Origin of the sequence: Paenibacillus sp. 7541 (genome assembly GCF_002276395.1) — a bacterium.
GTDB classification, from domain to species: Bacteria; Bacillota; Bacilli; order Paenibacillales; family Paenibacillaceae; genus Paenibacillus_AQ; species Paenibacillus_AQ campinasensis.
Genome location: NZ_NQLZ01000005.1, coordinates 508719 through 529676, shown reverse-complemented (window position 1 = coordinate 529676; position 20958 = coordinate 508719). Strand labels below are relative to the sequence as shown.

Genomic DNA, 20958 nt, shown 5'->3' with positions numbered 1-20958 from the left:
AATATTTTCGCTGTGACGACTGGATCCATGTAGCGGCCGTTGATCTTCGTGCCAGGTGATGGTGGTGTACATGCCGCTGTTGGCGGATCCGGGTCTGGTGTAGGCGCTCCGCCAACTGTGATCGTGATTGATGCGGTCAGAATATAACCGTTGTTCTCGTCACTCTTCCATACAGCTGTGATCTTAGCTGTGCCCGGGCTATTGGCCTTGACCCTGCCGCTGTCATTGACCAGACTGACCACGGAGGATTTGTCTGAACTCCAGGTCGTTTGATCCCTTGAAGCAACGTTCACAGGATTTTTATAATCTGTCTCTCCAGGAGCTATGGTTGAAACCAGTGCCTGCAAATCTGTTTCCTCTCCCACTGCCAAGCTTGTCTTCCCTTTGACTTCGATTCGTTTCTGTTCTACTTCATCAGCAAGCCAGAAGAGATTCAACGGTGTGTAGAATCCGAATTTCTTCACGGTCCACGGTAGAAAGCAACTGCAGGCGTCATTCCATGGACGTTCCCCGGTGTCTTCATACCTGAACTCCTGATATAAATCAGAACTTGATGGGCCCACTTTACCGGTTTGCGATGTAATTAGTACTGCTGTTTTCAGATCCGTGATTTCAAGCTTTGTGATGTTTGATTCCACACCTTGGCGTAGCGGCACGGTTTCGACCCTGGTAAGCCTTTCGTTAGTTAAACTGCTTTTGGGTACAGGAAGGCCACTGTAATCGACATACCCATGCGGCTGATATATCGGATTACTTTTCATCTCAATTTTATCCCTTACCTCACCAATGGCTGGATATCCGTTGGAAGCTGTGCCGATGTTCGCCACGTAGACAAACCCACCTGGAGCTCGGTAGCTTTCCGCTGCAAAGCGACCATCCGCAATTTGAAACCAATACACCCCCGGATTAGATTCACGCTGACCTTGAACTGTTCGAATTCTCTTTTGGTAAGCTGTAGGCCCTTTGGAAGCGTCCGGTGTGTACGTTGGCGGCCCGATATCTTTAGGTTCATCAGGGCTGACATCAACGACTAGACCATTATCTGGTGCAGCACTGACTGAATGAATCCCAAGGATAGAAACGGTTAAGCAACTCATTAAAAGAGAGATGATAAGATAGTTAATCTTCTTCATCTTACACTTCCTTGTTATTCTGGTTTATAAGGAGGTCCGAACATAACCAATGTATTGCCGCTACCCATTTCCCCACCACTATCCCCCAGATATCTATGCATCCAGAAACGGCGTGGAATATCCTTTTTGAAGAAACCGGTGGTTAAGAAATCGTCAACTCTAGGCAGTACGGTGAGACCGTATTTAGAAATAGCTCTACTTTCAAACCCTCTTCCTTGGGTAAAGTTGTACAACGTGGAAGTAGGAAAAGCCGCATTGGATAAAGATGTGTTATCATTTGGAACTACTGTAGTCTCAAGGAAAACATTATAAGCATCATCAAATATTGGCCAATTGAATTTTTCATCCACGAACATTTTCCCGTACAAATTTTTCGGATTTTTCGACGTATCAGCATCAACCACAATCATCCTATGAATCGTCATCATGCCTCGGTTGTACATCATTTTGTAAGGCTTATCTTTAATGCGGTCAAAGCTTGTCTCCTTATCAGTTCCTGAAAATTTACGAAATCTATATGGCGTCGCCGTCGTCAAATTCGTCCCAGTCAGTCCGACCTCGCGCATTTCTCTCAAATCCTGGAACTCTTCCGGATCCTTATCCTGCACGTTTACGTATCTTGCCAGAATTACGGCGACTTCAGCGCGGGTTGTTGTCTTCCCCGGACCAAACGATCCGTCCGGATAGCCGGACATCAGTCCAGTTCCAAGTGCCACCGCCACATACGGATAATCGGCTTTATTCAGCCCGCCCTTGTAATACTCGGCCACCGGAACGAGCGTATCCTTGGTGTCGCTAACAGCTTGTTTGAAGTCTTCATGCTTCGCCGCTAGCCCCGAAGCCATCCACTTCGCCATTTCTCTCCGGGTCAAAGCCGTTCCCGGCTTGAATCCGTTCGGATAATCCTGAGCCGATATAAATCCCATCCCTATCGCCTGAGCGATTGCGGATTGAGCCCAGTGACCTTGAATATCCGAGAAGGTTCCTTGTCCGCCCTCCATTTCATTATTGGACACTCTGGCCATTAACGCAGCAAATTCCGCCCGGGTGATGTTGGCATTCGGACGAAAGGTCCCGTCGGAATAGCCCTTGAAATAACCTTTATGAACAGCAGATTCTATCGCACTTCTCGCCCAATGATCTGCAGGAACATCCTTAAACGAGGATGCTGCCGATGCAGGCTGAACATCCACGACTCCGCATACGGACAGCAAAATTGCCAATGCAGAAATGATATGCTTGCGCAGTGAATGACGAACGTTTACTCTGGTCAAAATGTACTCGCTCCTTCTCCCTGTTCTGGAAAGCTCGTAATCGATCATTGAAATGAGCCGAATCCCATGCCCATCTCGCCCACATTATCCCTCTTCCTCTCTACCTCCTCACCTCTCACAACTAAGGAACTGCTTTATGTATGATGAATCTCCTTCCTACGCCCTTGCTTAGGGACATGCACGACTTCTCTCACATCCACCCTTCGAAAACAAATAGAATTATGCAAGAGAATTTGTAGTCATTTTATCACATATTACAATATATTGGTATAAAATCCCTATTAAAATATGATCCGATAGTCTCTATCTCATGTTTGTTTACAAAACAAAAACAGCAGCCCCGCCAAGACCTGCTGCCTTGGGGACGCCGCTGTTCTATAGATACTCCTATCCATCTCTAATGGTCAAAATATTGTCTTTTCGCAGATTACTCCTTCACAACCAGCTTCAGCGGAGCCGGAATGTTCTGCTCTACCTCGTTGCCCTGCAGCACATCGCTCGCTGCCTGAACGGCCAACTGACCGATCAGATCCGGCTGCTGGGCCACCGTTGCGGTCAATCTGCCCGCCTCAATCGATTTCAGGGCATCATCATTGCCGTCAAAGCCGATGACCATAATGTCCTTGCCGGAGCTTTGGATCGCTTCGATTGCACCCAGGGCCATCTCATCATTATGTGCGAACACTGCCTGCACATCCGGGTTGCCCTGCAGCAGGTTCTCCATGACGTTCAGCCCTTTGGTCCGGTCAAAATCAGCTGCCTGCTTCGCAACAACATTCAGCTGCACATCCGCCACATCGTGGAAGCCCTGACCGCGCTCACGGGTTGCCGATGCACCCGGCACCCCTTCAAGTTCAATCACTTTAGCGCCTTCGCCAAGCTGCTCTACAATATATTCCGCCGCCATCTGGCCGCCCTTCACGTTATCGGAGGCCACCAGCGCTTCAACCTCGCCCTGCTCAGCCGAACGGTCCAGCGTAATAACCGGAATGCCCAGACTGTTCGCAGTCTGTACCACTGTGGAAATCGCCGAGGAGTCGGTAGGGTTAATTAACAGCACGTCTACCCCTTGTTGGATCAGGTCGTCGACGTCATTGCTTTGTTTGGCGGAATCATTTTGCGCGTCCACCACGACCACATCCATCCCCAGGTTGGCTGCCTCAGCTACCACGCCGTCCTTCAGCGATACAAAGAACGGGTTGTTCAGCGTGGAGATGGAAAGTCCGATTTTCATATCCTTAATGTCTCCAGATCGGGTCGGCTTTGCCCATTCCGGCGGCTCCAGGGAGCAGCCGGTCGTGAAGATGAGCAGAAGCGATACCAGGAACAATGTTGTTTTTTTCATCGTTGATTCTCCTCCTTAGGCCGATTTCTTCCGGTCGATCAACACGGCAATCGCGATCACGACACCTTTGACCACCATTTGATAGAAGGAATTGACACCCAGCAAATTGAGTCCGTTATTTAGCGTTCCGATAATAAGCACACCGATTAATGTGCCGACAATCCGTCCGCGGCCGCCAGTCAGGCTCGTTCCTCCCAGAACGACCGCCGCGATGGCATCAAGCTCGTAAGAAGTGCCCGCCGTCGGCTGCGCGGAATTCAGACGCGAGGTCAGAATAGCGCCTGCAAGCGCGGACAGCATGCCCGCCAAAGAATAGATCATAATTTTGACACGCGACACTTTAATGCCGGATACAAGTGATGCCTTCTCATTGCCGCCAATCGCGTAGGTTTTGCGGCCGAAGGATGTTTTATGCAAAATGACCCACAGAATCGCAAACGTAATCATCATCGTAATGGCAGGCACCGGAATGCCAAACAGATAACCGCGCCCGAACAGCTGGAAAGCCATGCTGTCGCCAAGGCCTGTGATCGGATTTCCGTTCGTGTATACCAACGTCAATCCCCGAAAGATCGTCATCGTTGCCAAAGTTGCAATGAACGGGGCCATCTTGCCCTTCGTAATCATAAGACCGTTGACCATCCCCATGACGCCCCCGAGCAATCAGCCGATAATGATCGCAAGAATCGGATCAAAGCCGGCCAGCATCATGTTAGCCACGAACGCACTGGACAGGGCCAAGATCGAGCCGACGGACAGGTCGATCCCGCCTGTCAGAATAACAAAGGTCATGCCAAACGCAATCAAGGCGTTAATCGATACCTGGCGCAGCAGGTTCAGAATGTTAAGCGGTTCCAGAAAGCTCGGATTAAGGATCGAAACGATGACAATTAGCAGCACCAGCCCGAGCAGCGGACCAAGCTTTTGCGTCAAGCCGGAGACCTTGAACCCTTTTTCCATTTTCGCTTCATTGATACTCGTCATGTTAATGCCCTCCTGTAGCTAGAGTCATAATAAACTCCTGTGTTGCATTCGAACGGTCCACTTCTCCAGTAATTTTGCCCTCGTGCACAACCAGAATCCGGTCGCTCATGCCAAGCACCTCCGGCAGCTCCGAAGAGACCATAATGATGGCCACCCCGCGCTCAGTGAGCTCGTTCATCAGCTGGTAAATTTCCCGCTTCGCTCCGATATCCACACCCCGGGTCGGCTCATCGAGGATAAGCAGGCTCGGTCCGATGCCGATCCATTTGGCAATGACCACCTTCTGCTGATTGCCCCCCGACAGATTGCGGGCTGCCGTTTCGGTCGTATGCGTTTTGATCTGCAGCCGCTGGACCAGGGTATTGACGAAATCCCGTTCCTTTTTGCTGGAAATAAACCCGTTATGCGAGAAGCTGAACAGATTCGTCAGCGCCATATTCTCCCGAACCGAGAAGTCCAGCACCAGACCCTCGTCCTTCCGGTCCTCCGTGATAAACCCGATGCCATGCTTGACGGCGTCTGTCGGCTTGCGGATCGCCACCTTCTTGCCTCTCATATAAATCTCGCCGCTGTCCAGCGGGTCAAGCCCGAAGATTGCGCGCATGATTTCCGTTCGCCCTGCCCCCATCAGACCGGATACACCGACAATTTCCCCGGCGCGGACGGCAAAGCTGACATTGTCAAACCGTCCCTTGGCCGACAGGTTCTTCACTTCAAGCACCACCTCGCCCGGCGAAGGACTGCGCGCAGGATAACGCTCGGTCAACTCGCGGCCAACCATCTTGCGGACAACCTCGTCAAAGCTCGTATCGGCAATCGCTTGAGTATCGACGGTCTTCCCGTCCCGCATCACCGTAATCCGGTCACAGATCGCAAAGATCTCCTCCATCCGGTGCGAGATATATACGATCGACACGCCCTGCTTCCTCAGTGCGTTGATCACTTCGAACAGCTTCTGAATTTCCCGCTCAGTCAAGGCCGCCGTCGGCTCGTCCATGATGATCACCTTGGCATCCGTCATCAGCGCCTTGGCAATTTCAATCATCTGCTGCTGTCCAACGGAACACTCCCCCGCCTCCTGTGTCAGCGGTACCGACACAGACAACTGCTCAAACTGTGCCTTCGCGAGCGCTTTCATCTGTTTTGTGTTCAAAAAGCCGAAGCGCGACGTCATTTCCTTGCCGATGAACAGATTTTCCAAGACGGTCATTTCCGGCCAGATGTTAAGCTCCTGGTGGATAAAGGCCACGCCCTTCTCCTCCGCCTCCTTCGGACTTCCGAAATAGGTTTCCTTCCCGTCGATCACAATCGTCCCTTCATCCAGACGGTGCAGGCCGGTCAGAATGTTCATCAGCGTCGATTTGCCTGCGCCGTTCTCGCCCATGAGCGCGTGCACCTCTCCTTCGCGGAGGTCGAAATCCACACCGGTCAGCACACGGTTCGCGCCAAAAGCTTTATGAATGTTTTTCATCACGATGTTCATGGTTGTTCCTCCTCTTTAGCCGAAATGGACACCTGCCTGCAAAATGCAGTTCGCGTACGGTTTCGCTTCCCCCGTCCGGATGACCGCCTTCGCAGTGGCCATCTGCCGCTTGAGCTCTTCATGCGGGCAAGCATCGATATCACAATGCTGGAACCTGTTATGAATATATTGAAGCGTCTCCGCATTGGCTGCATGGATTTCCTCGGCAACGATCACCTTCTCCACCACCATATCTTCGGCGATGGCATCCACCACATCGCGGAAGCTCGGCTGGCCATGCTTGATGGCCAGATCAATCTTGAGGACCCCCGGCGGAACCGGGAGGCCGACGTCCCCGACCACAATCGTGTCGGTATGACCGAGATCGGCCAGCACTTTGGCAATGTGGCTGTTCAGTATGCCCTGCTTCTTCATGTTACAGACTCTCCTCTACGAGGCTCCGCGTCGGCATGCCGCCCTGAGCGCCAAATTTGGTGACTGACAAGGATGCTGCCCGGTTGGCGAATTTCAGACTGTCTGCCAGGCTCTTGCCCTCGGCCAGCGCGACCGCCAAAGCGCCGTTAAAGGTATCTCCAGCTCCCGTCGTATCCACCACTTCGACCTCATAGCCCGGGATGACCACTTCCTTCGTCCCGTCATAATAGCGCACGCCCCGCTTGCCCTCGGTTATGAGCAGTTTGTTCGGATAACGGCGAAGCGACTCTTCGAGCGGCGCGCCGCCGAACAGAATCGACGCTTCATGCTCATTCGGCGTAATATAGGCTGCCTGCTCAAGAACTGCCTCTGGCACCGGACGCGCTGGCGCCGGATTCAGAATGAGCGGAACGCCATGCTTCGCGCACAACGCACTTACATAAGCTACCGACTCCTCCGGTATTTCATGCTGGACCAGCACCATATCCGACTGCTTGATCACATCCTCGGTCTTCTCGATATAAGCAGGCGTCACGCAATCGTTGGCGGCTTTAACAACGACGATGCTGTTGTCTCCTTCAGCCAGCACGATGTGCGCCGTTCCGCTCTCCATACCTGTAACCGGTTCCACATGCTTTACAGAAACACCATTGTCTCTGAAATTTTGCAAAATGGCCTGCCCGAAGTGATCATCGCCCACACAGCCGATCATCGACACTTCGGCTCCCAGCCTTGCGCAAGCGACCGCCTGGTTGGCGCCCTTGCCTCCCGGAACCGTCTTGAAGCTGTCGCCGAGCACCGTTTCGCCAGCGCCAGGGCGTTTGGACGAGGTCACCACCAGGTCCATCGAAGAGCTTCCAACTACCGTTATTTTTGCCATGATTAGTCCACCTTTCTCGTTGTCTGTCGTTCGATGAAATGAACGGGATATTGTTTGCTTTTTCGTTCGATATGCTGTCCTTCCATGAGCTGTATCAACAGCTCCGCAGCCTCGCGCCCCATCTCATAGGCCGGCTGGTGAATCGTGGACAGGGACGGAGCAAGCAGTCTGCTGAGCGGAATGTCGTCAAATCCGATAATCTGGACGTCCTCCGGCACCCTTTTCCCTAACCGAAACGCTTCCTGCAGCACCGCCGAAGCCACGATATCGTTACTGGCGATCACCCCGTCGGTATCCGGGTATAGCCGGAACAAGTCTTGGGCCCAGCCCTCCGCTTCGGTAAATGAAAAGGATGTCGTCTTCAGCACATCATATGGAAGACCCCGCTCTCGCACGACCTCCACCGCACCCTCGTACCGGTCCATCGCCGGTCCGACATGAGCCGGTCCCTGGATGATCGTGATCCGCTTGCTGCCGCGCTTGATGATCTCCCGTGCAGCCAGTCTCCCGCCTTCTCTGCCATCCGCATACACGGATGGACGGTCGCTCGTCGTCCGGTCAAGGAACACAATCGGAATGCGTAGCTCGGCGTACATCTCCGCACCGGGATCATTCGTGGAGGATATGATGCCCACTACGTGATTCTGAATGAAGGTCTGGATGTAGTCCATCTCCTTCTCCCGGTTCTCATCGCTGTTGCCAAAGATCAGCCGATAGTCGTTCTCCTGCATCCGGTCCTCGACGCCACGCGCCAGCTGCGGAAAGTAAGGGTTCGTAATATCGGGCAGCAAGAGCCCCACCAGCTTCGACTTCTTCTTGTATAAAGAACGAGCCACCTCATTCGGTGTATAGTTCAAGGCGCGAATCGCCTCTTCCACCTTCTGCCGGGTATCCTCATGCACATAGCCGTTTCCATTCAGCACTCGGGAGACGGTAGCGACAGATACTCCAGCCCGGCCCGCTACATCCTTAATTGTTGCCATCAGCCATCACCTCTTCGATGTGTGTAACCGGTTACAGGTATAACATATCATACCCTTATATTTTTTGCAAGCGTTTTATTCGCATATCGAACTTTGTAAATATATTACTTTCTTCTAACATAAATCCCAACTTATTTTTACATATATTCCCTATACTCAATAGCTGAAAGGCCAAGTGTGGAAAGTGAGGTCAATCAAAGACATGGAAAAAGAATTCACGCTGTCTCCACCGAGCACGCCCATCACGCCTCCGGCTAATGAGATGGAATCCGCGCGCGAGCGCAAGCGCACCTCCATTCGCAAAATCCGTCGCAGGGAAATCACGCTGGCATACGCCTGCTTGGCCCCCTCGCTGCTGCTGTTCGGCGCGTTTCTGTTCTACCCCTTGCTCAAATCCGTATATCTCAGCCTGTTTCTTACGGATCCGCAGGGCCGTGTAGCCGAATTTGTCGGCTTTGGAAATTTCAAGGATATTTTAAGCTCGGACATGTTCTATAAAAGCTTTGGCAACACCCTGATGTTCATGCTGCTGACCGTTCCAACGGGCATTGCGGCCGCGCTGTTTTTTGCCGCTCTAACGCACAACAAGCTGAAAGGCATGAAGATATTCCGGTTCATCTTCTCGCTCCCGATGGCCGTTTCGGTTGGGACAGGCTCGATGATCTGGATGATTCTGTACCATCCGACACTCGGCATGCTGAACTATATGCTGTCACTGGCCGGCCTCAGCCCTGTGCAGTGGCTGACCGACCCGAAGTGGGCGATGATATCGATTGCCATCATGACCGTGTGGATGAATCTGGGCTTCAATTACATCCTGATGCTCAGCGGCATCCAGGGCGTGTCAGAGGATATCTACGACAGTGCGCGCATCGACGGGTCCGGTCCGCTTCGGACGTTCTTCCGGATCACGATGCCGCTCATTTCGCCGACGCTGTTCTTTACGCTGGTCGTATCCATCATTGGTGCCTTCCAAGCATTCGGCCAAATCAATATTTTGACAAAAGGCGGGCCGATGAACAGCACCAACGTCATCGTGTACAACATCTATCAGGACGCCTTCATCAACTTCCGGTTCGGCATCGGAAGCGCCCAGGCCTTGATCCTGTTTGTCATCATTCTGACGCTGACCCTCCTGCAGTTTAAATTCGTGGAACGGAGAGTGCACTATCAATGAGTTTGCGACTTCTGCCCAAAAGCTTCATCTACCTGCTTCTCCTTGTCGGAGCGCTGGCCGTAGCTTTTCCGCTCCTGTACACGCTGTCCAGCTCTTTGATGACCGAAGCGGAATCGGCCGTGTACCCGCCGCCGCTGCTTCCGGAGACAATCAATCTGGCCAACTTCCTCAAGGTTATCGAGACGATTCCGGTGCTCCGGTTTATCGCCAACAGCGCCATCGTCTCCTGTGCCATCATGATTGGACAAGTCCTCACCTCTGCGCTGGCCGCCTATGCGTTCGCCTTTCTTCGATTTCCCGGGAAAACGCTGCTGTTCAGCCTGTTCCTCGCCACCATGATGGTTCCGTGGGAAGTCATTATGATTCCGAACTATCTGACGATCAGAAGCCTCAATTGGCTGGATTCCTACCAAGGTCTGATCGTCCCGTTTCTGGCCACCGCCTTCGGCACCTTCCTGCTCAGGCAGACCTTTCTCTCATTGCCGAAGGAGCTGTTCGAGGCCGCCCGGGTGGACGGCTGCGGGCATGTCCGGACGTTCCTCAGCATGGTGCTGCCTTTGTCCGTGCCGGGGCTTGCAACGCTGGGGGTGTATTCTTTTTTGAATAACTGGAACATGTATTTATGGCCGCTGTTGACCACGAACCGGGAGGAAATGCGCACCGTCCAGATCGGCATCGGGATGCTGCAATTCGAGGAGATGAACTCCTGGAATCTGATCTTGTCCGGCGTGCTGCTGATGCTCTTGCCTTCCCTGCTCCTGCTCGCGCTTGGCCTCAAGCCGCTTGTGCGAGGGATTACTGCCGGGGCGCTGAAAGGCTAGGCTCCGCCCGCTTCAATTACCGTACAGCTATAGTTTGTCGTTGTGCAAACGAAAATCAGCCTTGTGCTGCGGACAGGCTCCCAGAGCCCAGGCCCGGTGCAATTTCTGATAAATGAATTTTCATAAGGGAGAGATTAACCGATCATGAAACGTTTTGGCAAAAAATCCTTCAGCCTGCTTCTTCTGAGCTGCATGATGATGTTCACAGCCGCCTGCGGCGCAGGCACAACTGCCAGCGGAAGCGATTCCGGACAAACTCCGAGCAGCGCTTCACCCGCGTCTGCAAGTAACAACGAGCAAACGCAAGAACCTATCAAAGTCGTATGGTGGCATTCCATGAGTGGTGAACTCGGAACAGCCGTTGACCAGCTGATTGCTGAATTTAACTCGTCCCGCTCGGACATTCAGGTTGAAGGCGTGTTTCAAGGAACCTATGATGAAAGCCTGAACAAGCTGAAAGCATCCCTCGGCTCCAACAGTGGTCCGACGATGATTCAGGTTTACGAAATCGGCAGCCGTTTCATGATGGATACGAAGGCGATTCGTCCGGTGCAGGACTTTATGGATGCAGAACAGTATGATATCTCTGCTCTCGAACCTAACATCAAGAGCTATTATACCTTTGACAACAAGCTTCATTCGATGCCGTTCAACTCGTCCAATCCGATTCTGTATTATAACAAGGATGCATTCAAAGCGGCCGGGCTGGACCCGGAAAATCCGCCGCAAACCTACGAAGAGGTAGCCGAAGCAGCCAAGGCGCTGACAACAGGCGATCAGACCGGCGCTTCCTTCGCCATCTACGGATGGTTCATGGAACAGTTCTTCTCCAATCAAGGTGCGGAGCTGCTGAACAACGGCAACGGACGGAATGATCTGGCCACCGCTTCCCAGCTCAACAGCCCTGCCGGTGTGAAAACACTGGAATGGTGGAAGCAAATGCTCGACGACAAGGTGCTGCTGAATCTGGGCCGGAAAACGGATGATACCAAGAAGGCTTTTGCAGCTGGGCAGATTGCCATGATGCTCGACTCAACGGCCTCCCTGCGCGGTATTGTCAATGCGGCCGAAGGCAAATTCGAGGTAGGGACAGGCTTCCTGCCACGTCCATCCGATGGCGGCAAGGGCGGCGTGATCATCGGCGGGGCAAGCCTGTGGCTGATGAACAACAAGCCTGAAGAAGAACAGAAGGCCGCTTGGGAATTCATGAAGTTTTTGGCTGACCCAACGACCCAAGCCTACTGGCATGTGAACACCGGTTACTTCCCGGTAACTACAAAGGCCTATGATGAGCCTATCGTGAAGGAAAATCTGGCGAAGTATCCGCAATTCCAGACAGCCGTTGACCAGCTGCATCAGACTGAAGAGAACCTGGCTACCCAAGGGGCGGTTATGGGCGTATTCCCTGAGGCGCGTCAGCTTACGGAGACTGCGATCGAGGAAGTATTAAACGGTCAGAAGACCCCTCAGGAGGCGCTGGACAAGGCAGCTCAGGAGATCACCTCCAAAATCGAGATTTACAACAAAACAGTGAAGTAATCGCTTGGTGCAGGATATGCCCCTTGAGGTGCAGCTGCGGATTCTACGACGATCTGCGGCTGTACCTTCAGGGGGTGTTTTGTTTCGACCCCAAACTCCGGCCGCCGTTATCCAAGCCGCCACCTTCTTCCCTTGTCTTCGCTCCTCTTCCCGGTAGCCTCCCGTCTTCTAGCCGGATCGCTGCTGCTTCTGAGCAGCTGCTCTCACTTGCAAATTGTACTCCATGCCTTACGGTTTCTTCGAGGCTATCTATCTATGGATGATCTCCCTGATACGGGGCGCCTTCTCGTGCCTGACAGCAGCAGCTGGGTAATGAGCGCCAGCACCGGCAGCTCAATAAGCGGCCCTACAACGAGCGCCAGCGCCACCAGCGGCTCGTCCGGAAATGCCGTGACGGCAATGGCCAACGCCACCGGCGAATTGCGGGCAAGGATCGTCAGGCGCAAGCTGGCCGAGTCCTCGTAGGAGAACCCGAGCAGCCTGCTGGCAAGTCCGCCAACGATGTAATTAATGGAAAAAAACAGCAGCACGGGCACCAGCAAAATGTACACCGTCTCCATATGGGCAAACAGCTGCGAGCCCTGCGACGCAAACATGGCCGCAATGGCCAGCGACAGAAACCACAGCTGGGCTTTAGCAAAAAACGGGGTTATGCCCCGCTCCAGCCAGGCCGGTCTTCTGCGAAGCAGCGCGCGCGTGAGCAAGGCAAGCCCGAACGGCAGCGCCAGAACAAGCAGCACACTTTCCGCCAGTGAGCTCAGGTCGAATGTGCCCACTGTTCCGGAGAATACCAGCAGATATACCGGAAGCAGCAGAAGCTGCAGCATCAAATTCATCGGCAGAATCGAAGCCGACAGAGGCACATTGCCTCTGGCAATCGAAGTGAACACCAAGTACCAGTCTGTACACGGGGTCACCATCAGCATCATAAACCCGATCCACAGGGCAGGATGCTCTGACAGAAAGATGGCGCCAAGCCCCCATGCCAGCAGCGGGGTCCACATATAATTAATGACCGCGCTGGCCGACAGAAATCGGAGGTTGGCGAAAGCCTGCCGCAGCTGCCTGAGCGGAATCGTCAGAAACAGGCCGTACATCATCAGCAGCAGCGACGGCAGAATGATCATCTCGGCATAATAAAGAGCGGCCGGGATTTGGCCAATCGCTAAACCAATCCCAACCGCCGCTATAATAATCAGTGTTTGTAGCTTATCCATCGTACTCATCGCCATTCCTCCGCACACGTCGGCTCGTATCTGTAGACCCGATCGTCTCAGTGCCGGAACATAGCGATCTTCCGCACGCAACATCCATCTCAGGTCCAACCGTAACCCCATTATAGCAACTGGAGCTGCAGCCGTCCACGGCACAGCGTGTTCATGCGAAGCGACTTAATCGAAGTACACGGCCTTTCCGGTACGTGCAGACTCATAAAGAGCTTCCAAAATTTGCGAAACGACAAAAGCCTGTTCCGGCGTAACTACCGGATCGGTATCGTTCTCGATCGCTTCAATCCATTTTCTCATTTCCACGTCCGGAGCTTCTTCTTTACCGCCCTCATAGAAAGCAACGCCGCCAGAGCTAAGCTCGATGTCCTTGGTGTACAGACGGCTGAATTTCTCTCCGTTGATCCGCAGACCGTTCTTCATGTCTGCTCCGCCCTCGGTGCCGCTCAGCGTGCACTTCGCTTCATCCACTTCGAGCGTATTGAGCGCCCAGCTGGATTCCAGCATAATGGTTGCGCCATTCTCCATCACGATCATCCCGAAAGCGGAATCCTCAACGGTAAACTTCTTAGGATCCCATGGTCCCCAAGCGTTAGCCGCGTTCTCGCGTTTGGCCAGCTCATGATAGGTCGAACCAAGCACAACCTTCGGCTTATAGTTGTCCATCATCCAGAGGGTCAGATCAAGCGCGTGAGTACCGATATCAATCAGCGGACCTCCGCCTTGCTTCTCCTCGTCCAGGAACACACCCCAGGTTGGTACGGCTCTTCTCCGCACGGCATGGGCTTTTGCAAAATAAATATGTCCAAGCTCTCCGGCATCACACAGCTCCTTGAGATACTGGCTGTCGTTCCGGAAACGGTTGTTGTAGCCAATCGTCAGTTTCTTGCCTGTCCGTTTCGCCGTTTCCATCATCCGCTTCGCGTCAGCGGCTGTTTTGGCCATCGGCTTTTCACACATTACATGCTTGCCCGCCTCAAGCGAAGCAATGGAAATCTCCGCGTGAGAATCGTTCGGAGTCAACACATGAATAATGTCAATTGTATTATCCTTCAGCAGCTCCTTGTAATCTGTGGTTACCTGAGCTCCCTCGATTCCGTACTTCCCGGCCGCCTGCTCGGCCCGCTCCTGAACGATGTCACAGAACGCTACCAGTTCTACATTGTTCAGCTTGCTCAAGCTTGGCAGATGCTTGCCGTTCGCGATTCCACCACATCCGATGATCCCTACACGATATACTTTGCCCATGTTGATCGTCACCTTCACTTTCTCAAATTTCTGTTCCGGCATGATAAGTATGTAATATCCTGACAGCCATCTCTAAGGTATCATATTTTGCAGCTTTTTTTAGTATAACAATGCGACATGATGTGTATAAAATTACGACATCCGCCTGATCCAGCCTGCTGGTTTTTTGGCAGGTTTCACCGTCTCTTTTCGACAGTATTCGTAATTTTCCTTAATAGAGGATTAATTTTTAGCTTCTTCATGGTAAGATGATAGTAAAAAAATATAGAAGTGAGTGGGTCATGAATACTATCAATAATCAGGAACCGAATCATGCCGTAGGATACAACTCTCTGACCAAAGTTTTTTTTGATACCATTAAAACCGGAATTATCAAGTCCAACCTCATTGCCATGTTTGCGGGGCTGTGTATGGCACTGTACGTGTTTGACACCTCGTTCATGGACAATATAACGAAGATATGCCTGGCTTTGCTCGGATCGTCCCTTGTGATCGGTTCGGCAGGCGCGTTTAACAACCTATATGACCGGGATATCGACGCGATTATGGAACGCACCAAGAACCGGCCGACCGTCACCGGACAGGTGGACACGCCGATTGGACTGACCATCGGGATTCTGATGAGCCTGTCAGGCTTCATCGTCCTGTACGCCGCTTCACCGCTGGCGGCCCTGTTCGGATTTCTCGGACTGTTCTTCTACGTGGTGCCTTACACGATGTGGACGAAGCGGACGACGGTGTACAACACCGAAGTCGGAAGCATCTCCGGCGCCGTGCCGCCTCTGATCGGCTGGGCCGCGATATCCAGCGACATGCTCCGCATGGAAATATGGGCGATCGTCATCATGATGCTGCTGTGGCAGATGCCCCATTTCTATGCCATCGCCATCCGCAGACTGGATGAATACAAGGCTGCCGGCGTTCCGATGTATCCGGTCATCAGAGGAATCCGCAGAACGTATCACCGCACCAACGTCTATCTTGTGCTGCTCGTACTGTCCAGCCTCCTGTTCTGGTCGCTGAACCCGTATATTGCAGCGCTGGCCGTGCTGATGAGCCTGGGCTGGCTCATCCTTAGCCTGGCGAGCTACCGCGAGACAGATCCGGCCTCGTGGGCGAAGAAGATGTTCATCTTCTCCCTCAATCACCTCACGCTGCTGTTTCTGGTCGTTATTATCTTTTCCGTTGTCGCTCAAATTTTATAACTCTTTCAACAGGGCTGTCCTTTGCGGGCAGCCCTGTTTTGCAGATCATCGTTGAACTGCATGACAAAGAGGCGACGAATCGGCGCAATACCGGCAACGCTCCTGTATCAGGAAACGCCGGCCGACAGGATATCGTCAATCCTGATCCATTCCCACTCCCCGGGTCCAGTCGTCAGCTTGATCTCCCGCCGGTGGGTCAGGACGATCGTAACCACGCCGGTCCGCTCCACCTCTTCGTATTCATCGTACAGCCGCAGCGTAATCGTCCGGTGATCGTAAAAAGATTCCGCCAGCGCATGTTCAATCAGCTCCATCTCCTGTGCGTCCAGCATCGGCTTAACCTTTCTCCCCTCTTCCAGCTGACGGCGAATAATGGACTCCTTATGCTCCGGCAGCATCATCCGGCTCGATTCCCACAGCCCGTTGCCTTCCAGTTTTTTTCGTGTTGTCATCTGTAATGACCTCCTATCTTCGTTGAGCGATCCAGTGCCTGGCCTGCCTCTGTCATAGAAACAGCCCGAATAATGATGGCATCCCCGTATTTCCGTTTCAGCGCATCGGTCGTGCGCTCAAGCGCCATCCATTTCTCCCGGTCCATATCAAACAGCGATAATTGATACTCTTGGTCCGGGGTCAGCTGCGACAGGCTGATGCCCACCTGCCGGACCGGCAGGCCGTCCCAATGCTTCTCCAGCAGCCTGCACGCCCAGCGGTACACCTGATTGGTGACGTTGGAAGGATCATCCATCTTCATCTGTCTTGAGAATCCCGAAGGCCGGTCGAAATCGGCACCCGTGCAGTGGACGGAAACGACATGCCCCATGAATCCAAGCCCGCGGCACCGCTGGCATACCAGCTCCGTCAGTTCCAAGAGCACCACCTTGATCTCTTCCAGCCTGCCGTAATCGCGGGGTAGCGTCATCATATGCCCCACCGACTTCGGATCCACCTGATGCGTCCCCGGACGCACGGGGCTGTCATCGATGCCGTTGGCGATTCGCCAGTAGAGCTCAGCCTGAATATCCGAGTTCCTGCCAAACTTCCGGCGCATCATCTGCTTCAGCTTGGCCAGAGGCGTCCTCGCCACACTGCCGATCGTAGGCAGCCCCATCGCCATGAAATGCCGGGTCATCCGGCTGCCGGCCATAAACATGTCGCTGACCGGCAGCTTCCACAGCGTCCCGTCCAGATGATCTTTGGACAAGGTATAGATCCCTGACGGCGATTTTTTGCCATAGTTGTCACAGGCCATCTTCGCCAGAATCTTCGAGTCGGCAATGCCGAAACGGGTGTACACCCCTGTCGCTTCCTGGACGTAATTCTGAATCATGCGGGCCAGTTCCTCCGGTGTACAGCCGTACAGATGCAAGCTGCCGGTCACATCGAGAAATTGCTCATCAATGCTGTAAGGCTCCACCAAATCGGTGAAGGACTTGTAGATATCCGTAATCTTCATGGAGACGTCAATGTACCGCTGCATCCGGGGTTTGATGACAACCAGCTCCGGACACTTCGCCATGGCCTCCCCTAGCCTTTCTGCCGTTTTTACCCCCTTCTCCTTGGCCTTCGGACACGCTGCAAGGACAATGCCCGAGCGTCGCTCCGGATCGCCGGCAACGACCAGCGGCCGGTCTTGATATTCCGGATGCTCCGCCTTCTCCACGCTTGCATAGAAAGACTGGCAATCGGCCAGCATGATCACCCGTTTCGATGCCTTCACATCAGACACCCCTTGTCTTCCGGCTTAAGCCCGAGGTAAGCATACGCCCTCTGCTCAATCTCCGCCTCGATCAGCCCCCACAGCATGGACAGCTTGTGATGATAGCCCCGGCATACAAAATCAACCTCAATCCCAAGGCTTGACCTTCGGTTGTCGTAAACCTTCAGATCGCTTTCCCGCATCTTCCGGCGCGCCTTCGTCAGATCCGCCATCGCCGCAAGCTGCAATTGATCGATCATCATCCGGGTCAATTCCGGCGTTCTGGCATCGCATCGGCACAGCGTTTCCCCGTCATTCTCCAGCACGTCGAGCAATAACGGCAATACAGCATAATCCTTCACCAGTCTCGTTTCTTCCGGTTTGAGACCTATACTCAACATGACAATCCCACCTCATAATGAGAACGTTTGTTTGTATTATATGCGAACATACGTTTTATTATCAATGTAAATATAATCCTATTGGCTGATCGCTCTGGAGGACCGATGAAATACGCGCCAGATTCATAAGAATAACCGGATTGGAACAGGATATAGTTATCGATCTTATCAGGCGGCATACTGCGAAGCTGCAACCAAAATTCGTGATTGAAACCGAAGGAGGAAATGTCCCCCTATGCATGGAGTTGAGCAATGGCTGCATTCCGCAAGCCACAATTATCTTTTGATCGCTGTCGCAGCTGTACTCTTTTTTGCTGTCAAAGCTGTGATCGGGTACATAACCTACCGCCATTATGATCGTCAATTGAAGGAGCTTGATCAGAAAATCGAAACGCTGCTGCAGCAGAAGCGATAAACAAACATTAGCACGCACAGCCTATACCGCTGGTATGTGGAAGCGGATCTCGACCTCGCTAACCAATGCATGCATCCACAAAAAAATCCCCCGGCAGGGTCATCCGCGAAATGCGGACTGCCAGGGGATTTTTCCATAACATCAACCGTACAGATGAATCAATGCGGAACAAAAACGAGCTGAAGTACAAACAGCACTGCAAAAATATACATCAGCGGATGCACGGCCTTTCCTTTGCCCTTCACGATTTTCATCAGCGGGTAGGAAATGAAGCCGAGCGCAATGCCGGTCGCGATGCTGGAGGTGAGCGGCATCGTCAGAATGACGAGAAAAGCCGGGAACGCCTCATCAAAGTCCTTCCATTCGATATGGCGGACATTGCTCAGCATCAGGCAGCCAACCACGATCAGCGATGGCGCCGTAATAGCCGACAATCCGGCAACAGCGCCGATGAGCGGGCTGAAGAATGCCGCCACCATGAACAGCAGCGCCACCACGACCGCTGTGAGGCCAGTCCGGCCGCCTGCGCCGACACCGGCTGCCGATTCAATATAAGCGGTAGTCGGACTGGTGCCGACCATCGAGCCAGCCACCGTGGCCACAGAGTCCGAGAACATCGCCCGCTCGGCGCGCGGCAGCTTATTATCCTTCATCAGCCCGGCCTGTTCAGCCACGCCGACAACCGTCCCTGTCGTATCAAACAGCGTCACGAGCAGGAAAGAGAAGACGACGGCATACAAGCCGTGGGAGATCACGTCAGCAATCGAAGTGACCGGATTCCATACCAGAATCCCCTCAGGCAGCGTCGGGAGCGACACAACTCCGCCCGTAAACGACAGCATGTCCGCAAAATAAGCGATGATCCCCGTAATAATCATGCCGATGAACAGCGCCCCCTTCACATCCCGGGCCAGCAGCACAAGCGTCACCGTCAAACCTGCCAGCGCCAGTACAACGGTCGGCTCATGGAGATTGCCAAGAGCAACCAGATTGTCCGGATGGGCCGTAATGATGCCGCTCATTCGCAGGCCGATAAAGGCGATGAACAGCCCGATCCCGACCGTAATCGCATGCTTCAGATTTCCGGGGATCATCTCGATCAACCTGCGCCGAAGCGTGGTCATCGAGAGCAGCAGGAACAGAATCCCCGCCACGAACACCGCCGAGAAGGCCTCGACGTATCCAAGCCCGTTATGGCCCTGGACAACCGAGTATGTAAAATACGCATTCAGCCCCATCCCGGGCGCAACCGCAATCGGATACCGCGCCACGAGCCCCATCAGCAGCGTCCCGATAACAGTCGCAATAATCGTAGCCGTGAAGCTCTGTTCAAACGGAACCCCCGCTTCAGACAGAATGAGCGGATTCACCACCATAATATAAGCCATTGTAAAAAAAGTCGTCGTACCGGCTACCACTTCAGTCTTGGCCGAGGTGCCGCTTGCTTTTAAATCAAACACAAACCATATCCTCCATTTCTAATGCTTGTTGCTGTAACCGCTGCACCCCTCTTGGGCATGCAGACTCATGCATGGTATACTCTAACACAAACGATGATATCGATCCAAGGAGGCCATAGAAACGATGTGCGGACGCTATACATTGACCGTGACCTGGGAAGAGCTGCTCATGCGCTACTTGATTGACCCGGACTCGGTGTCCCCGTTCCATATACCCCGTTATAACATTGCGCCCAGCCAGCAGGTGACCGCCATCATTCATGACGGTACACGCCGCCGGATCGGGCAGCTGCAGTGGGGGCTTGTCCCTTCCTGGGCCAAGGACGCGTCCATGGCCGGCAAAATGATCAACGCTCGCAGCGAGACGCTTGAGAACAAGCCTGCTTATAAGATACCCTTTTATCGTAAAAGATGCCTCATCCCTGCCGACGGATTTTACGAATGGCAAAAAAACGAACATGGCAAGCAGCCCTTCCGCATTCGTCTTCGGGACGGCGGCATCTTCAGCATGGCCGGACTGTACGATACATGGGTGACGCCGGACGGTCAGAAGCGCAGCACCTGCACCGTCATTACAACCGAGCCGAATGCGCTGATGGCGCCCATTCACAACCGGATGCCGGTCATTCTGCGGAAGGAAGATGAAGCGCTGTGGCTGCGCCGTGAGGACGCCTCCGCAGCCGGCGATGCGCAGGCCATGCTCCAAGCGCTTCGGGAGCTGCTGCGGCCGTATCCCGCCAGCGAGATGCAAGCCGAGCCGGTCAGCACGGCCGTCAATTCGGTCAGAAACGATACCGAAGCATGCATCCAGTCGATCGCCGATGCTTGAGCGATCACCTAGCACTCAGCTCTGTCTACACCGCGCCGTCTCGCTGATCTCGTCACGGCAGAAGCCCCGGCTGTGGAGGAGACCCTCCCGCAGGGGCTTCTTCAATTCCAGCTTACCTTGCGATGAGATGTTCGATCGTTCTAACGGAACATGCCCCACAGCTTGATCAAATGGAACGTATTCTTCGGATCAATCCGCTGGGCAAGCACGAACTGAACGATTTGCTGCTCCTGCGTTGCCGTAAGCCTTTCATTCAGAATGCCGCTGGCTGTCCGCACCAGCTGCTGCACCTTTAAACTGTTCTGGAGATCGGATTTCGTCAAATGTTGAGTCAGCCCTTTAATTCTCTCCTTGACCGCCGGGTTTTTCATTTTCAGCTTGATCCGCTCCACCAGCTGAGGACTAATGCCGTACTGCTGATAGCTCAATATTCAGGCACCTC

20 protein-coding genes and 1 pseudogene are annotated in these 20958 nt (G+C 53.4%); 6 read left to right on the top strand and 15 right to left on the bottom strand.

The window, feature by feature from the left end; genetic code table 11:
• The 8 genes and pseudogenes from CHH75_RS04670 to CHH75_RS04635 form a co-directional block, all read right to left on the bottom strand.
• Window positions 1-1133, bottom strand: a 1133-nt coding sequence (locus tag CHH75_RS04670; RefSeq protein ID WP_176475459.1) for an Ig-like domain-containing protein, incomplete at its 3' end; no start/stop codon positions are given.
• Window positions 1134-1147: 14 nt separating this feature from the next.
• Window positions 1148-2407 carry an S-layer homology domain-containing protein gene (locus CHH75_RS04665; RefSeq protein WP_176475458.1) on the bottom strand — a complete coding sequence of 420 codons (1260 nt, stop codon included), beginning with the start codon at window positions 2405-2407 and terminating at the stop codon, window positions 1148-1150.
• Between the two features lie 427 nt (window positions 2408-2834).
• Entirely contained in the window at window positions 2835-3752 is a 918-nt protein-coding gene (gene rbsB / locus CHH75_RS04660) for a ribose ABC transporter substrate-binding protein RbsB (protein ID WP_095397539.1), read from the bottom strand.
• A 15-nt stretch (window positions 3753-3767) separates the two neighbouring features.
• Window positions 3768-4736, bottom strand: a pseudogene (gene rbsC, locus CHH75_RS04655) (ribose ABC transporter permease RbsC).
• Window position 4737: 1 nt separating this feature from the next.
• Window positions 4738-6219: a sugar ABC transporter ATP-binding protein gene (locus CHH75_RS04650; protein WP_095397538.1), complete on the bottom strand. Its 1482-nt coding sequence runs from the start codon at window positions 6217-6219 to the stop codon at window positions 4738-4740.
• Window positions 6220-6234: 15 nt separating this feature from the next.
• Entirely contained in the window at window positions 6235-6633 is a 399-nt protein-coding gene (gene rbsD, locus CHH75_RS04645; protein WP_095397537.1) for a D-ribose pyranase, read from the bottom strand.
• Between the two features lies 1 nt (window position 6634).
• The gene (gene rbsK / locus CHH75_RS04640; RefSeq protein WP_095263340.1) at window positions 6635-7513 is read right to left on the bottom strand and encodes a ribokinase; all 879 of its coding nucleotides are present in this window, start codon (window positions 7511-7513) and stop codon (window positions 6635-6637) included.
• Between the two features lie 2 nt (window positions 7514-7515).
• A complete protein-coding gene (locus CHH75_RS04635; protein WP_095397536.1) occupies window positions 7516-8496 on the bottom strand; it encodes a LacI family DNA-binding transcriptional regulator in 981 nt (326 codons plus the stop codon).
• Between the two features lie 202 nt (window positions 8497-8698).
• On the opposite strand from CHH75_RS04635, the gene CHH75_RS04630 reads away from it, so the two are divergent.
• The 3 genes from CHH75_RS04630 to CHH75_RS04620 all read left to right on the top strand — a co-directional run bounded on the left by CHH75_RS04630 (window position 8699) and on the right by CHH75_RS04620 (window position 12033).
• The gene (locus CHH75_RS04630) at window positions 8699-9673 is read left to right on the top strand and encodes a carbohydrate ABC transporter permease (RefSeq protein WP_095397535.1); all 975 of its coding nucleotides are present in this window, start codon (window positions 8699-8701) and stop codon (window positions 9671-9673) included.
• A complete protein-coding gene (locus CHH75_RS04625; RefSeq protein ID WP_095397534.1) occupies window positions 9670-10494 on the top strand; it encodes a carbohydrate ABC transporter permease in 825 nt (274 codons plus the stop codon). The genes CHH75_RS04630 and CHH75_RS04625 overlap by 4 nt, the downstream gene beginning before the upstream one ends.
• A gap of 144 nt (window positions 10495-10638) precedes the next feature.
• Window positions 10639-12033, top strand: coding sequence for an ABC transporter substrate-binding protein (locus CHH75_RS04620; protein ID WP_095263336.1), 1395 nt, complete (start codon window positions 10639-10641; stop codon window positions 12031-12033).
• 245 nt (window positions 12034-12278) lie between these two features.
• Here CHH75_RS04620 and CHH75_RS04615 read toward each other — a convergent pair whose 3' ends face one another.
• Window positions 12279-13259, bottom strand: coding sequence for an arsenic resistance protein (locus tag CHH75_RS04615; RefSeq protein ID WP_095397533.1), 981 nt, complete (start codon window positions 13257-13259; stop codon window positions 12279-12281).
• Between the two features lie 165 nt (window positions 13260-13424).
• On the bottom strand, window positions 13425-14507 hold the full coding sequence (locus tag CHH75_RS04610; RefSeq protein ID WP_095263346.1) for a Gfo/Idh/MocA family protein: 1083 nt from the start codon (window positions 14505-14507) through the stop codon (window positions 13425-13427).
• A gap of 281 nt (window positions 14508-14788) precedes the next feature.
• On the opposite strand from CHH75_RS04610, the gene cyoE reads away from it, so the two are divergent.
• Window positions 14789-15712: a heme o synthase gene (cyoE, locus tag CHH75_RS04605; RefSeq protein WP_095263334.1), complete on the top strand. Its 924-nt coding sequence runs from the start codon at window positions 14789-14791 to the stop codon at window positions 15710-15712.
• 107 nt (window positions 15713-15819) lie between these two features.
• Here the strand turns inward: cyoE and CHH75_RS04600 are convergent, their stop codons facing one another.
• The 3 genes from CHH75_RS04600 to CHH75_RS04590 are packed head-to-tail and all read right to left on the bottom strand — an operon-like array spanning window position 15820 to window position 17812.
• On the bottom strand, window positions 15820-16164 hold the full coding sequence (locus CHH75_RS04600; RefSeq protein ID WP_095397532.1) for a YolD-like family protein: 345 nt from the start codon (window positions 16162-16164) through the stop codon (window positions 15820-15822).
• Window positions 16161-17432 carry a DNA polymerase IV gene (locus tag CHH75_RS04595; RefSeq protein ID WP_244908057.1) on the bottom strand — a complete coding sequence of 424 codons (1272 nt, stop codon included), beginning with the start codon at window positions 17430-17432 and terminating at the stop codon, window positions 16161-16163. The genes CHH75_RS04600 and CHH75_RS04595 overlap by 4 nt, the downstream gene beginning before the upstream one ends.
• A complete protein-coding gene (locus CHH75_RS04590; RefSeq protein ID WP_095263332.1) occupies window positions 17429-17812 on the bottom strand; it encodes a YhjD family protein in 384 nt (127 codons plus the stop codon). The genes CHH75_RS04595 and CHH75_RS04590 overlap by 4 nt, the downstream gene beginning before the upstream one ends.
• A gap of 235 nt (window positions 17813-18047) precedes the next feature.
• On the opposite strand from CHH75_RS04590, the gene CHH75_RS04585 reads away from it, so the two are divergent.
• Window positions 18048-18227, top strand: coding sequence for a hypothetical protein (locus CHH75_RS04585; RefSeq protein ID WP_095397531.1), 180 nt, complete (start codon window positions 18048-18050; stop codon window positions 18225-18227).
• A 158-nt stretch (window positions 18228-18385) separates the two neighbouring features.
• Here CHH75_RS04585 and CHH75_RS04580 read toward each other — a convergent pair whose 3' ends face one another.
• On the bottom strand, window positions 18386-19687 hold the full coding sequence (locus tag CHH75_RS04580; protein ID WP_095397530.1) for an NCS2 family permease: 1302 nt from the start codon (window positions 19685-19687) through the stop codon (window positions 18386-18388).
• A 124-nt stretch (window positions 19688-19811) separates the two neighbouring features.
• Between CHH75_RS04580 and CHH75_RS04575 the strand changes: the two genes are divergently transcribed.
• Window positions 19812-20516, top strand: a complete 705-nt coding sequence (locus CHH75_RS04575; protein WP_095263330.1) for an SOS response-associated peptidase — start codon at window positions 19812-19814, stop codon at window positions 20514-20516.
• Between the two features lie 140 nt (window positions 20517-20656).
• On the opposite strand, the gene CHH75_RS04570 is transcribed toward CHH75_RS04575, so the two are convergent.
• The gene (locus tag CHH75_RS04570) at window positions 20657-20944 is read right to left on the bottom strand and encodes a stage VI sporulation protein F (RefSeq protein ID WP_095263329.1); all 288 of its coding nucleotides are present in this window, start codon (window positions 20942-20944) and stop codon (window positions 20657-20659) included.
• Window positions 20945-20958 lie beyond the last annotated feature (14 nt).